Origin of the sequence: Pseudarthrobacter sulfonivorans (genome assembly GCF_024391045.1) — a bacterium.
Classification (GTDB): Bacteria; Actinomycetota; Actinomycetes; order Actinomycetales; family Micrococcaceae; genus Arthrobacter; species Arthrobacter sulfonivorans_B.
This window is the reverse complement of sequence record NZ_JANFCZ010000004.1, coordinates 128792-140772: the sequence shown is the minus strand read 5'-3', so window position 1 is coordinate 140772 and position 11981 is coordinate 128792. Positions and strand designations below refer to the sequence as shown.

Annotated in this window: 13 protein-coding genes, 6 tRNA genes and 1 riboswitch; of the genes, 6 read left to right on the top strand and 13 right to left on the bottom strand. The window is 66.1% G+C overall.

Annotation, left to right across the window (positions count from 1 at the left end):
* Positions 1 to 87: 87 nt before the first annotated feature.
* From NQJ30_RS04530 to NQJ30_RS04475, 12 genes are all read right to left on the bottom strand, one after another.
* Positions 88 to 351: a phosphoribosyl-ATP diphosphatase gene (locus tag NQJ30_RS04530; RefSeq protein ID WP_028270786.1), complete on the bottom strand. Its 264-nt coding sequence runs from the start codon at positions 349 to 351 to the stop codon at positions 88 to 90.
* Between the two features lie 103 nt (positions 352 to 454).
* Positions 455 to 943 carry a 6,7-dimethyl-8-ribityllumazine synthase gene (gene ribH / locus NQJ30_RS04525; protein ID WP_255768549.1) on the bottom strand — a complete coding sequence of 163 codons (489 nt, stop codon included), beginning with the start codon at positions 941 to 943 and terminating at the stop codon, positions 455 to 457.
* A gap of 18 nt (positions 944 to 961) precedes the next feature.
* Entirely contained in the window at positions 962 to 1693 is a 732-nt protein-coding gene (gene ribA / locus NQJ30_RS04520) for a GTP cyclohydrolase II (protein WP_255768548.1), read from the bottom strand.
* Positions 1694 to 1703: 10 nt separating this feature from the next.
* Positions 1704 to 2420 (bottom strand): 3,4-dihydroxy-2-butanone-4-phosphate synthase, encoded by a 717-nt coding sequence (gene ribB / locus NQJ30_RS04515; protein WP_255768547.1) that lies wholly within the window; start codon positions 2418 to 2420, stop codon positions 1704 to 1706.
* Positions 2417 to 3052: a riboflavin synthase gene (locus tag NQJ30_RS04510; protein ID WP_255768546.1), complete on the bottom strand. Its 636-nt coding sequence runs from the start codon at positions 3050 to 3052 to the stop codon at positions 2417 to 2419. Before NQJ30_RS04510 ends, ribB begins: the two co-directional genes overlap by 4 nt.
* Positions 3052 to 4170, bottom strand: coding sequence for a bifunctional diaminohydroxyphosphoribosylaminopyrimidine deaminase/5-amino-6-(5-phosphoribosylamino)uracil reductase RibD (ribD, locus tag NQJ30_RS04505; RefSeq protein WP_255768545.1), 1119 nt, complete (start codon positions 4168 to 4170; stop codon positions 3052 to 3054). Before ribD ends, NQJ30_RS04510 begins: the two co-directional genes overlap by 1 nt.
* Positions 4171 to 4344: 174 nt before the next feature.
* Positions 4345 to 4497, bottom strand: a riboswitch (FMN riboswitch).
* Positions 4498 to 4537: 40 nt separating this feature from the next.
* Positions 4538 to 5218, bottom strand: coding sequence for a ribulose-phosphate 3-epimerase (gene rpe, locus NQJ30_RS04500; RefSeq protein WP_255768610.1), 681 nt, complete (start codon positions 5216 to 5218; stop codon positions 4538 to 4540).
* An 18-nt stretch (positions 5219 to 5236) separates the two neighbouring features.
* Complete coding sequence (locus NQJ30_RS04495) at positions 5237 to 6796, bottom strand: RsmB/NOP family class I SAM-dependent RNA methyltransferase (protein ID WP_255768544.1); 1560 nt, start codon at positions 6794 to 6796, stop codon at positions 5237 to 5239.
* Complete coding sequence (fmt, locus tag NQJ30_RS04490; RefSeq protein WP_255768543.1) at positions 6793 to 7713, bottom strand: methionyl-tRNA formyltransferase; 921 nt, start codon at positions 7711 to 7713, stop codon at positions 6793 to 6795. Before fmt ends, NQJ30_RS04495 begins: the two co-directional genes overlap by 4 nt.
* The gene (def, locus tag NQJ30_RS04485) at positions 7710 to 8303 is read right to left on the bottom strand and encodes a peptide deformylase (RefSeq protein ID WP_255768541.1); all 594 of its coding nucleotides are present in this window, start codon (positions 8301 to 8303) and stop codon (positions 7710 to 7712) included. The genes fmt and def overlap by 4 nt, the downstream gene beginning before the upstream one ends.
* 98 nt (positions 8304 to 8401) lie before the next feature.
* Positions 8402 to 9262 (bottom strand): cytochrome, encoded by an 861-nt coding sequence (locus NQJ30_RS04480; protein ID WP_255768540.1) that lies wholly within the window; start codon positions 9260 to 9262, stop codon positions 8402 to 8404.
* A 93-nt stretch (positions 9263 to 9355) separates the two neighbouring features.
* Positions 9356 to 9427 (bottom strand) — tRNA-Val (locus tag NQJ30_RS04475).
* Between the two features lie 228 nt (positions 9428 to 9655).
* Here NQJ30_RS04475 and NQJ30_RS04470 point away from each other — a divergent pair.
* The 6 genes from NQJ30_RS04470 to NQJ30_RS04445 all read left to right on the top strand — a co-directional run bounded on the left by NQJ30_RS04470 (position 9656) and on the right by NQJ30_RS04445 (position 10642).
* A tRNA-Gly gene (locus NQJ30_RS04470) sits at positions 9656 to 9728 on the top strand.
* Positions 9729 to 9775: 47 nt separating this feature from the next.
* Positions 9776 to 9846: transfer RNA gene (locus NQJ30_RS04465), tRNA-Cys, on the top strand.
* A gap of 41 nt (positions 9847 to 9887) precedes the next feature.
* Positions 9888 to 9962 (top strand) — tRNA-Val (locus NQJ30_RS04460).
* A 57-nt stretch (positions 9963 to 10019) separates the two neighbouring features.
* Positions 10020 to 10092: transfer RNA gene (locus NQJ30_RS04455), tRNA-Gly, on the top strand.
* A 44-nt stretch (positions 10093 to 10136) separates the two neighbouring features.
* Positions 10137 to 10208 (top strand) — tRNA-Val (locus NQJ30_RS04450).
* Between the two features lie 179 nt (positions 10209 to 10387).
* On the top strand, positions 10388 to 10642 hold the full coding sequence (locus NQJ30_RS04445) for an antitoxin (protein ID WP_255768539.1): 255 nt from the start codon (positions 10388 to 10390) through the stop codon (positions 10640 to 10642).
* A 276-nt stretch (positions 10643 to 10918) separates the two neighbouring features.
* Here NQJ30_RS04445 and zapE read toward each other — a convergent pair whose 3' ends face one another.
* Entirely contained in the window at positions 10919 to 11956 is a 1038-nt protein-coding gene (gene zapE / locus NQJ30_RS04440) for a cell division protein ZapE (RefSeq protein ID WP_255768538.1), read from the bottom strand.
* Positions 11957 to 11981 lie beyond the last annotated feature (25 nt).

The window sequence follows — 11981 nt, the reverse complement described above, 5'->3', positions numbered from 1 at the left end:
GGTCTTTCTTGTTGGGAAGGTCTGTTGATCAAGCAATCGGGCCACGGAGGGCGCGCGGGCCGGGAAGGCCGGGCGGCGCCGCAGTGGCTACAGATGCTTGTAGACGTCTTCCAGGGTCAGCCCTTTGGCGAGCATCAGAACCTGCAGGTGGTAGAGCAGCTGGGAGATTTCCTCGGCCGCGGCTTCGTCGGACTCGTACTCGGCAGCCATCCAGACTTCGGCCGCTTCCTCCACGACTTTCTTGCCGATGCCGTGGACTCCGGACTCCAATTCAGCGACGGTGCGGGAGCCTGCCGGGCGGGTGGCTGCCTTCTCACTCAGTTCAGCGAACAGCGTCTCGAAATTCTTCACGCCCTACAGCCTACTTGCTGCGGGCAGCACGGCGCGTGTCGGGCCGTAGCATGACGGGGGCGATGTGAGTGAACACACACCGCGCCCCGCCAGCCCGGGACCTCTATTTGCCGTACGGCTTGAGCAAAACGGCGGTGGCGAGGGCCGCCGTCACCGCTTCATGGCCTTTGTCCTCGTTGGAGCCGGGCAGGCCGGCACGGTCCAGGCCCTGCTGCTCCGTATCGCAGGTCAGCACGCCGAAGCCCACCGGCACCCCGGTGGAGACGCTCACGTCCGTAAGTCCCGACGTCGCCGCCTGGCACACGTACTCAAAGTGCGGCGTACCGCCGCGGATCACGACGCCGAGGGCCACTACCGCGTCAAAGTGCGGTGCCAGCCGCGCGGCAGCGACCGGAAGCTCAAAGGCGCCCGGAACGCGCAGGACGGTCGGTTCGCTGATGCCTGCGTCCTTGGCGGCGCGCAGGGCGCCGTCGAGGAGACCGTCCATGATCTGGGTGTGCCAGCTGGCTGCAACGATGGCCAGCCGGAGCTGCGACGTTTCCGCCGGGTTGAGGGTGGTGAGGTCGATATCTGGTGCGCCGTGTCCGCTCATGCGTATTTCGTGTTCCGTTCAGTCTTGTTCGTTGTCAAAAGTGTCAGCCGCGGCTGCAGGCACTGTGGCCACGTGGGTGTCCAGCGTCAGCCGGTGCTCCATGCGGTCCTTCTTGGTCTGCAGGTAGCGGATGTTCTGGTCGCGGGACGGCACCTCGGTGGGCACCATTTCCACAACCCTGACGCCCGCCTGTGCCAGCCTGTTCTGTTTGTCCGGGTTGTTGCTGAGGAGCCGCACTTCGTGGAGTCCCATCTCCGCCAGGATCTGGGCAGCGGCTTTGTAGCAGCGGGCGTCCACCGGCAGGCCGAGCTGTTCGTTGGCCTCCACAGTGTCGAAGCCGGCTTCCTGGAGGGCGTAGGCCTTGATCTTGTTGGCCAGGCCGATGCCGCGCCCTTCCTGGCCGCGCAGGTACAGCAGGGTGCCGCCGTATTCGTTGATCATCTCCAAAGCGAAGGCAAGCTGTTCGCCGCAGTCGCAACGGTACGACCCGAAAACGTCCCCCGTCAGGCATTCCGAATGCAGGCGCACCAGCGGCGCCCGGCCGTCGAGCGGCGGATTGGGCGACGTGACGGCTAGGTGCTCGGCACCGGTGGCCAGGTCAATCCAAGCCTGGGCCACAAAGTCACCAAACGGGGTGGGCAGTTGGACGATGGGTCCGCCGCTTACCGGGTGAGGAGTCTTGCCGTTACTGGCAGCCTTCGGGTGGTGGCCGTTCATATGGCCGTCATCCGAAACACGTGAAGCCGTCATTGTTCCTCCTCTACTCCGTCCGGGCGTCCGGCCCGGTGTCACTGTCCGCGGGGGCCGCAGCCCCTGCTTCAAGATAAGCCACAAGATCCTCAATGGAGATCAGGGGGCATCCGTGTTCGGCAGCGAACGCCCGCAGGCCGTCAAGCCGCATCATTTCACCGTCGTCGTACACCACTTCGGCGATGACGCCCACGGGCTCCAGACCGGCAAGCCGGCAGAGGTCCACGGCCGCTTCGGTGTGGCCGGGGCGTTCACGCACTCCCCCATTAACGGCCCGCAGCGGGAAAATATGCCCGGGCCGTGTCACGGCGGCGGGTCCGGCGGCGGGATCTGCCAGGACACGTGCGGTCAGGGCGCGGTCCGTGGCGGAAATCCCGGTGCTTACCCCCACGGCCGCGTCGCAGGAAACGGTGTACGCCGTGCCCTTGGAATCCTCGTTCACGGCCGTCATGGGCGGCAGCGCCATGGCGTCGGCACGGTCGCCGGTCAGCGGGACGCAAATGACGCCGGAGCTGTACCGGATGGTCCAGCCCATCAGCGCGGGTGTGGCGTGCTGGGCGGCGAAGATGATGTCGCCTTCGTTTTCACGGTCCTCGTTGTCCACCACAAGCACGGGCTGGCCCGCAGCGATGGCGCGGACGGCCACCTCCACCGGGTCCAGGACCGTCGCCGCGGCCGTCACCGTGCTCCCGTCGAGTGCCGGCTCCAGCCGGATGGTTACGTTCATCGGTTTCCTCCGTTCGCTGCGCCGGTGCTGAAGGCCATCAGCCGCTCGGTGTATTTGGCCAGCACATCCACTTCAAGGTTGACCCGGCTGCCGGTGATCTTGGCGCCCAGGCCGGTTTCGGCGAGGGTGGTGGGGATCAGCCCTACTTCAAACCACGGTTCAGCTTCCGCCGCCGGGCTCACGGCGGTCACGGTGAGCGACACGCCGTCGATGGCGATGGAGCCTTTTTCCGCGATGTAGCGGGCAAGGTTCGCCGGCACGCCAAACCGGAGGCGCTCCCAGTTGCCGAGGGCCTCGCGTTCCAGCAGCTGACCAACGCCGTCGACGTGGCCCTGGACAACGTGTCCGTCCAGCCGGCCGCCCGCAGGGACGCAGCGCTCCAGGTTGACCGAATCTCCGGCCGCGAGTTCACCGATGGTGCTGCGCACCAGCGTTTCGCCCATGACGTCAACGCTGAACTCCTTGCCGGCGATGTCGGTGGCGGTCAGGCAGACGCCGTTCACGGCAATGGAGCCGCCAAGGGCAAGGCCCTCGGTGGTGCCGGGGGCGCGCAGGCGGAGGGTTGCGCTGGTATCGCCGTCCCGCTCCACGGACAGCACCTGTCCTTGTTCGGCAATTATTCCGGTAAACATCAGTAGCCTCCCATGGCTGGTTCCGCGGCAGTGCGGGATGGTTGTGGTTCCAAAGCTTCGAGGGGTTCGGGGCGCAGGTGCAGCCTCAGGTCCCGGCCCAGGGTCTGGACGGCGCCGCCGTCTGACGGGTCCCATTCCCAATGCCGGGCGTCGGCGAGGGTGGTGATTCCGAGGCCGCTGAGGGCAGGCGTTCCGGAGCCAAGCAGGGTGGGCGCGAGGTAGACGATGAGTTCGTCCACGAGCCCGGCCGCCAGGAATGAGCTGAGGATGCGGGACCCGCCTTCCACCATGACGTGCCGGATGCCCTGGGCATACAGCACCGAGAGCGCCTCGTGCGGATCGCGCGTCGGCAGGTGCAGGACGTACCCATCCTCACCGTGGACTGCCGCGTCCGCCGGGATCTCCCGGAGGCCCATGACGGCGCGCAGCGGCTGCTTGCCGGACGTTGTTCCGGATGCGTCGCGCGCCGTGAGCCGGGGGTTGTCCACCAGCACCGTCTGGGTGCCCACGAGGATGGCGTCGATCCGTCCCCGCAGGCCGTGGTTGTCCGCGAGGGACTCGGGGGACGAAATCCACTGGCTGGTCCCGTCCTCCGCAGCGATCCGGCTGTCCAAGGTCTGGGCGATGTGGAGGGTCACGAAGGGCCGGTGGGCGGCCACGGCCAGGAACCATTGGCGGTTGAGCTCGAAAGCTTCGACGGCGGCAAGCCCGCTGCGGACCATGACGCCGGCATTCCGCAGGGTGGCTGCGCCGCCGGCGGCCGGGTCATGGGGGTCATCAACGGCGTAGACCACATCCTTGATCCCCGCGGCGATGATCGCCTGTGTGCAGGGACCTGTCCGGCCGCTGTGGTCGCAGGGTTCCAGGGTGATCACCATGGTGCAGTCGGTCAGGTCCAGCCCTGCCGCTGCGGCCTGGCCTATCGCGTCCGCTTCGGCGTGGGGCGTCCCGGCACCGCGGTGGTACCCGGTCACCAAGGGCCGCCCTTCGGCATCGATGACGACGGCGCCCACCAGGGGGTTCGCTCCGCGCGGCCCGCGCAGGGCTGCTTCGAGGGCGGTATCCATGGCGGCGGTCTCGGCGGCGCTGAATGCCGTGACGTTGCCGGCCCCGGTCATAGGGCGGCCGCCGTTGTGGCGTTTGCGGCGTCCCGTGTGCGGGGCGCCCTGGCTTCAAAGAGCCATCGCAAAGGGTTCATGTGTGTGTCGTTCCTTCCCTCTAGAACCGCGATGGCTCCGGGGGTATACGACAGCAGAAGGCTTCGGCGTCACCATGACGCCGCAGATACAGCTGTACGTGCTTCTCTCATCCAGACTTTAACTGTCGGTACCGGAATTTCACCGGTTCAACCGTCCGCCGGTTCCCTCCCAGGTGGGGAAGCACCGGCTCGCGGGTCGCGGACTATCACCGCCGGTTCGGACTTACACCGACCCCGGAGCACGTATTGTGTGTTGCTATTGTGCCATAACTGACAGGAGGCCCGGACTATTCCCCGGACCTGCTGCGTAACTTAAGGCTGCCGGCCTCGCGCAACCGTCCGATGGCGGCGGCGGGGTCCCCGGCACCGTACACGGCCGAGCCGGCCACAAAGACGTTGGCGCCCGCTTCGGCGGCCCGAAGGATCGTCTCCTCGGTGATACCGCCGTCGACCTGGAGGGCCACCTCCAGCCCGGAGCCGTCAATGGCCGCGCGGGCCCGGCGGATCTTGGGAAGGGTCAGGTCAAGGAACGCCTGGCCGCCGAAGCCCGGCTCCACGGTCATGATCAGGAGCATGTCCAGTTCTTGGAGCATGTCCAGATACGGTTCCACTGCAGTGGCAGGACGGAGTGCCATGCCGGCCTTGGAACCACGGGCCCGCAGTTCCCGGGCCAGCTTGACCGGCGCAATGGACGCCTCGGCGTGGAAGGTCACCGACGCCAGCCCTGCGTCGGCAAAACCTGGCGCCCAGCGATCGGCGTCGGCGATCATCAGGTGGGCGTCCAGCGGGACAGGACTGACCGCCTGGATCCGCTGGACCACGGGCAGCCCAAGGGTGAGGTTGGGGACAAAGTGGTTGTCCATGACGTCCACGTGGACGGCGTCTGCGTTGCTGATCCGCTGCAGTTCGGCTTCGAGGTTGACGAAATCGGCGGAGAGGATGCTCGGGTTGATGCAGCATTGCGGCATGGGCAAACCTTTCACGGGTCAGGCCTTCTTGCGGATGAGGGCCAGGAACATGGCATCGGTGCTGTGGATGTGCGGCCAGAGCTGGGCCGTGGAGTCGTGGCCCGCCCCCAGGTTCCCGGTGAGGCTCACACTGTCCATTACGGCGCCAGCGTCCAGCAGTTCCAGGTCCTCGCGTTTGCGGAGCGCGTCGGTGACGACGGCGGTTGTTTCGGCCGGGTGCGGGGAACAGGTGACGTAGGCCACCACTCCGCCGGGGCGGACGGCGTCCAGCGCTGATTTGAGGAGGGCACGCTGCAACGGACCGAGATCGGCCAGGTCCTTGGGGGTGCGCCGCCAGCGGGACTCCGGCCGGCGTCGAAGGGCACCGAGTCCGCTGCAGGGAACGTCCACTAAGACACGGTCGAAGGACCCGGGTTGTTCAGTGCCCACCTCCCGGCCGTCGCCGGTCCGGACGCGCCAGACATCCTTCGGTACGGCGGACAGGGCCTGGCTGACGAGCTTGGCACGGTGCGGGGCCGGCTCGTTGGCGAGCAGCGTGGCACCTTGTTGCCGGGCGAGGGCGGCGAGCAGCGCGGCTTTCCCGCCCGGACCGGCGCACAGATCGAGCCAGCGTTCGTCTGCACCGTTGGGCTCCGGGTTGGTAGCCGGACCGAGATCGGCGGCGGCCATGGCCCGGGCCACCAGCTGTGAGCCGACGTCCTGGACGCGGGTGCTGCCTTCGCGGACCGAGGCGAGCCTGCCCAGGTCTCCGCCGCTGGAAAGTGCTGAGCCTTCCACGAGTTCACCCGGGGTGGCCCCGTTTTCCAAAGCCTCGTCCAGGCTGCCGAGCCCCGGCAGGGCGACCAGGTTGACCACCGGTGCGGCGTTGTCGGCTTCCAGGAGGTCGTTGATTTCGGTGGCGGAACGTCCGTGCGCCACGAGGGACTGGCGCATGGCCCGGACAATCCACTCGGGGTGGGCGTACCGGAGGGATGCGATCTTGGTTTCATCGCTTTCCCCGGCCACCAACAGCTCCAGCCACTCGTCCAGGGTGTGGGCCGTGACCTTCCGCAGGACCGCATTGATCAGGGCGGACGGGCCAGCGCCGATCACTGCGCGGGCCAGTCCCACCGTCTGGTCCAGTGCAGCGTGCGCGGGAACGCGCATGGCCAGCAGCTGATGGACGCCGATGCGCAGGGCATCAAGGATGGCAGGGTCCAGCTGGTCCAGCGGCCGGTCCACGCAGTGGGCCAGAATGGCATCGTAGGTGCCCTGGCCCCGCAGGGCACCGTAGCTCAGCTCGGTGGCGAATCCGGCGTCGCGTTTGTCCAGGCCGTGGTGGCGGATGCGGGACGGGAGCACCAGGTTCGCATAGGCGTCCTCTGCGGCGACCGCACGGAGCACCTCGAAGGCCACCAGGCGTGCAGGATCGGCCCGGCGCGTGCGCTGAGCGGGAGCGTTCTCGGTGAAACTCTTCTGGGAACTCCGGTTCCGTTCGCGGCCCTGGGCATTCCGCTTGCTGGAGTCGCGCGGTCCGCCCTTGCCCCGGCCGCTGCCGCCCCTGCCTCGGCCGCCTGCATTACCGCCGGACTCGCTCATTCGAACACCACGCTTTCAAGTGAAGCCATGCCGCGGGCCCAATCCGCCGCGGCCATCATTTTTTTGCCGGCAGGCTGGATCCGGGTCAGCTCCACCGCGTGGGACCCTGTCCCCACCAGGACGTTTTTGCCGTCCAGCACCAGCGTCCCGGGCGCCAGGGCCGGGGCGCCCGGACGAAGCCGGACGGGTTCCAGCTTGACCCGCTGACCTTCCAGCATGGTCCAGGCCCCGGGCTCGGGAGTAACCCCCCTGGCCCGCCGGCCGATGGCCAACGCGGGCTGCTTCCAGTCGAGCCTGCCGTCATCGATGGTCAGTTTGGGTGCCAGCGAAATGTCGCCTGCCTGCGGCTGGGGTGCGGCCTTCCCGGCATCAATGGCGGACAGTGTTTGTGCGAGCAGGACCGACCCACTGTGGGACAGCCGTTCCAGCAGGGCGCCGGCAGTGTCGTCGACCCTGACGCTTTCGGTCAGCGTTCCGAAAACAGGTCCGGTATCCAGTCCTTCTTCCAGCAGGAAGGTGACGGCGCCGGTCACATCATCCCCGGCGATGACGGCCCGCTGCACGGGGGCAGCCCCTCGCCAGGCAGGCAGGAGCGAAAAGTGCAGGTTAATCCAGCCATGAGGCGGCACATCCAGGGCGGCGCGGGGAATCAATCCGCCGTATGCCACGATGGCTGCGACATCCGGTTTGGCGGCCGCGATTTGCGCCGTCACGGCGTCATCAACGCGGGTGGCGTGTATGACGGCGATGCCCAGTTCCGCGGCACGCGCAGCAACGGGCGACGGCGTGAGCACGCGTTTGCGGCCAATCGGCGCATCCGGGCGGGTCAGGACAGCGACGACGTCAAAGCCCGACCGGACCAGGGCATCCAGGGAGGGAACGGCGACAGCCGGTGTCCCGGCAAAAAGGACCCTCATGGGTTCGTGCCGCCGCCGAAGCCGGTCCCGCCAAAGCTGGCGCCCCCAAAACTGGACCCGACCGTTTTGGCGCGCTTCGCCGTCGTGCGTTCCGTAATGGCGTCGTAGTTCGCGTTGCGGATGGAACGCAGTGCGGTCTTCCGGTCCTCGCCTTCGAGGCGGTCGGTATAGAGGATGCCGTCGAGGTGGTCGGTCTCGTGCTGGAAGCAGCGTGCCAGCATTCCCTCGCCCTCCACGGTAACGGGGTTGCCGTGCAGGTCCACGCCGGTGACTTTGGTGGCCCTGAACCGGCGGACGGGGAATCCCAGACCGGGGATGGAGAGGCAGCCTTCAACGTGGTCGGGCTGGTAATCGTCGCTGTTTTCGAGGACCGGGTTGATGATGTGGCCATCGACCCCGCCCACCCGGTACGTAAAGACGCGCTGGCTGACGCCGATCTGGGGAGCGGCCAGGCCGGCACCCTCCACGTCCTCCATGGTTTCGGTCATGTCCGCGACAAGCTTGGCGAGCTCGGGCCCGAATTCCGTCACAGGATCGGCAACCGTGCGCAGCACGGGATCTCCAATGATGCGGATGTTCAGAATGGCCATGTGCTGTCTTTCCTCACGGTGGGTGTTGGCGAACCTATCCAGTTTAGGTGCAGGGGCCTGGCTCCCGGGACTGACGCTGTGGAGCGCCCACGGTACTGCTAGGCGCTGCGAACCTGCGCGGACGGCGGCGGAGCGACTGGAAGGAGGGCGTTGCCGGCGGCGAGTGTGTCCGCCGAGAGCTCCCAGACCCGGCGCAGGGCGCAGAACTTCCACCAGTGGTGCTTGAGGACATCGGGGTTGGCACGGACCGGGCGGACCTCAGTCTCACCGATGGCCACCGCAAGGAGCAGCGGGCTTTCCCCGTACTTCCACGGCTCCCACTCCCCTGCAACCGGGTCCACCAGACTTTCCTCGGCCTTCATGCCGGCCACCAACTGCATGACCACCTTGTCATCCAGCGGTTTGACCGTACCGTCCCGGGTGGTGCCTTTGGTCTTGTAGTCGATAAGGCAGATCCGCCCGTTGATGCGGGCCACGAGGTCCAACGTCCCGGCATAGCCCACGGACTTGTTCCACACGGTGATTTCGGGGGCGATCGGTTCCACATCGTAGAGTTCCCACCACTCGTCAAACCGCACGGCAAAGGCTTCTTCCCCGTTGGCCGCCAGAGCCTCGCGGGTTTCTTTCATGGCATGCGGCCGGCCCAAGGCCCGGAGGGCAACCTGCTCACAGTAGTTATGGACCCGGTCCCCGCGCCGGGCGGCATCATCGCGGTAGGTTTCGGCTGCCTTGGAGGCCCGGTTCACGGCCTGCCGGATTTTTGCCGGGCTGCCCAGGCATTCGGCGAGCAACGGGTCCTTGGCCAGGCTGCTGGCACCCATGTATCCGAACCAGCCATCCAGCCCGTGCGGCTGCTGGCCGATGACGGTGGTGATGGACGGAACAGAGAACTGTTCGGAGGTGGACCGCGCATACATGCGGCCGTATTCCGTGGCGTGGGCAAGGAGTGGATCAGTCATACAAAGACTCTTTCACAGGGGGCTGACATTACCGGTGGACACAAAAAAGTCCGTTCCCGCTCAGGTTGAGCGGGAACGGACTTGATTCCTCGGTGGGCGATACTGGGTTCGAACCAGTGACCTCTTCGGTGTGAACGAAGCGCGCTACCACTGCGCCAATCGCCCCGATGCCTTTGAATGCTAGCCGACCCGACGGGGTTTATGGAAATCGAGATTGCGCCGCAGCCGAATTACAGGTCTGTAATTCACAAAAACCCCTAGATTGCAGGGATCCGCGCCCGCCGCCGCCCGACCGGGATGCCCGATTTGGAGATTCCCTGAACCTCCTATAGAGTTCTTACTCGTTGGAACGCGAGGAAACGCCCGAAACGGCGCGGAATCAACGGTCAACATGCGGACGTAGCTCAGCTGGTAGAGCACCACCTTGCCAAGGTGGATGTCGCGAGTTCGAATCTCGTCGTCCGCTCGCAGGACACTGTCACGGCAACGGCTCTTCGGAACCGGCGCTTACACGGTGGGTTGGCCGAGAGGCGAGGCAGCGGCCTGCAAAGCCGTTTACACGGGTTCGAATCCCGTACCCACCTCGGTGAAAACCATGGTTTTCCGGTTCATCCCGGATGGCAATGGGCGATTGGCGCAGCGGTAGCGCGCTTCCCTGACACGGAAGAGGTCACTGGTTCGATCCCAGTATCGCCCACCAAGCAAGGAAACTTGCTTCATGCAGTACTTTTGGCTTCTGCCGAAAACTACTTCATACGCGGACGTAGCTCAGCTGGTAGAGCACCACCTTGCCAAGGTGGATGTCGCGAGTTCGAATCTCGTCGTCCGCTCTCATTTCCTTAGATATACCCCATCAAGCCGGTCGTCCGGTTCCGGGCGATTGGCGCAGCGGTAGCGCGCTTCCCTGACACGGAAGAGGTCACTGGTTCGATCCCAGTATCGCCCACAGCAGCAGCTCCCCCGGGAGCTGCTTTTTTTGTTGCCCGATTTTAGCCAACGGAAGCAGTCACCGGATCCGCGCTCAGCGAACGCCCACCACGCCTTATTCCCTTGGCACGCCAGGGAGACGGAGCTAGGATCGGTTGCGGAGGAGCGACCTGGCTCCGCGATTGAAGGGAGGTGCTCGTGGGACTAATTGACGATCTTAAGGGCAAGGCTCAGGGCCTGATCCAAGGCAACGAGCAGGCCATCAAGGACGGCATCACCAAGGCCGGGGACTTCGTCGACACCAAGACCGGCGGCAAGTTCGCCGAGCAGGTCGACAAGATCCAGGATGGCGCTTCCAAACTCGTTGATCAAAACGGAACACCGGACGAGGCCCCTGCCGCTGAGCAGGTCCCGCCGGTCAACCCGGCTCCGCCGGTTGAGCAGGTTCCGTAACAAGGATTTGGCCCGGGCTTAGCCCAGGTACGTCAAGGAGGTGTGGGTCCCGCCGGGAGGCGGCACCCGCACCTTTGGCGTTTAACGGGCCGGAGGCAAGCACACCGGCGGCAACCCCGGCCTGGCGGCTGTTCCCCGCGTCATGGACTAATCCCCGTGAAACGCCACGGGAAAAGTCCATCAGGCGGGGAAAACCCGCGGCAGGACTTGCGGGGAAAACCCGCGGCGGGCCTACCGGAGCCGGGCCCACCGCGGGCCTGCCGGAGCCGGGAAAGCCTAGGAGGGTTCGTGGTTCTGGCCTTCACGGGCCAGCGCGGTGAGGCGGGAGACGGCGCGGAAGTACTTCTTCATGTACCCGCCGGCCATCATCTCGTCGGTGAACAGCTTGTCGAACGGGACGCCGCTGGCCAGGATGGGCACGTCCTTGTCGTAGAGGCGGTCGGCCAGCACCACGAACCGCAGGGCAACGGCCTGCTCGGTGATGGTTTCAACGTTGCGCCACACCACGCCGTCGATGCCGTCAATAAGCTGCCGGTACCGGCTGGGATGCACGCCGGCAAGATGGCCGATCAGGGAGCTGAATTCATCCTGCGCCACGGTCTTGCCGTCGAACTCAGCCTTCATCTGGGCCGAAAGCTGGCTGTTCTTCAGCGGGGCCGGGGCAGCCGGCAGGCCGCGGTGGCGGAAGTCCTCGCCGTCGATCCGGATCACGTCGAACTGGTCAGCGAGGACCTGGATCTCACGGGCGAAGTCGACGGCGGCAAAGCGGCCGTCACCCAGTGAGCCCGGCAGGGTGTTGGACGTGGCCGCGAGCTTCACGCCGGCGTCGGCCAGTTCACGCATCAGCCGGGACATCAGCACCGTGTCGCCCGGATCATCGAGCTCGAATTCGTCGATGCACACCAGCTTGTAGTGGCTGAGGGCCTCCACGGTCTTGCGGAACGACAGGGCGCCCACCAGGTTGGTGTACTCCACGAAGGTGCCAAAAGCCTTGGGCCCCGGGGCCGCATGCCACAGTGACGCCAGCAGGTGCGTTTTACCCACGCCGAATCCGCCGTCCAGGTAGATCCCTGCCCTGGTTTCGACCTTCTTGGCGAAAAGTTTCTTGAACAACCCGGCTCCGTCGCCGGCACCGACACCGGCCGCGAATCCTTCCAGCGCCTTGACCGCCGCCGCCTGGGAGGGCTGGTTGGGGTCCGGGCGGTAGCTGCCGAAGGAAACCTGGCCGAACCGGGGGGAAGGATAGAAACCCTTAAGGAGCTCATCCACCGATACCGCCGGAGTGCGTGCGGCAAGCTGTTCGATCTGTACCAAGGTGGTCCGTTCTGCTGGTGGGTTG

Coding starts and splice junctions, on each gene's coding strand:
- ribH (WP_255768549.1), bottom strand. CDS start 943: ATGAGCGGACACGGCGCACCAGATATCGACCTCACCACCCTCAACCCG.
- ribB (WP_255768547.1), bottom strand. CDS start 2,420: ATGAACGTAACCATCCGGCTGGAGCCGGCACTCGACGGGAGCACGGTG.
- rpe (WP_255768610.1), bottom strand. CDS start 5,218: ATGCCGCAATGCTGCATCAACCCGAGCATCCTCTCCGCCGATTTCGTC.
- ribD (WP_255768545.1), bottom strand. CDS start 4,170: ATGACCGGGGCCGGCAACGTCACGGCATTCAGCGCCGCCGAGACCGCC.
- fmt (WP_255768543.1), bottom strand. CDS start 7,713: ATGAGGGTCCTTTTTGCCGGGACACCGGCTGTCGCCGTTCCCTCCCTG.
- NQJ30_RS04480 (WP_255768540.1), bottom strand. CDS start 9,262: ATGACTGATCCACTCCTTGCCCACGCCACGGAATACGGCCGCATGTAT.
- NQJ30_RS04495 (WP_255768544.1), bottom strand. CDS start 6,796: ATGAGCGAGTCCGGCGGTAATGCAGGCGGCCGAGGCAGGGGCGGCAGC.
- NQJ30_RS04510 (WP_255768546.1), bottom strand. CDS start 3,052: ATGTTTACCGGAATAATTGCCGAACAAGGACAGGTGCTGTCCGTGGAG.
- ribA (WP_255768548.1), bottom strand. CDS start 1,693: ATGACGGCTTCACGTGTTTCGGATGACGGCCATATGAACGGCCACCAC.
- def (WP_255768541.1), bottom strand. CDS start 8,303: ATGGCCATTCTGAACATCCGCATCATTGGAGATCCCGTGCTGCGCACG.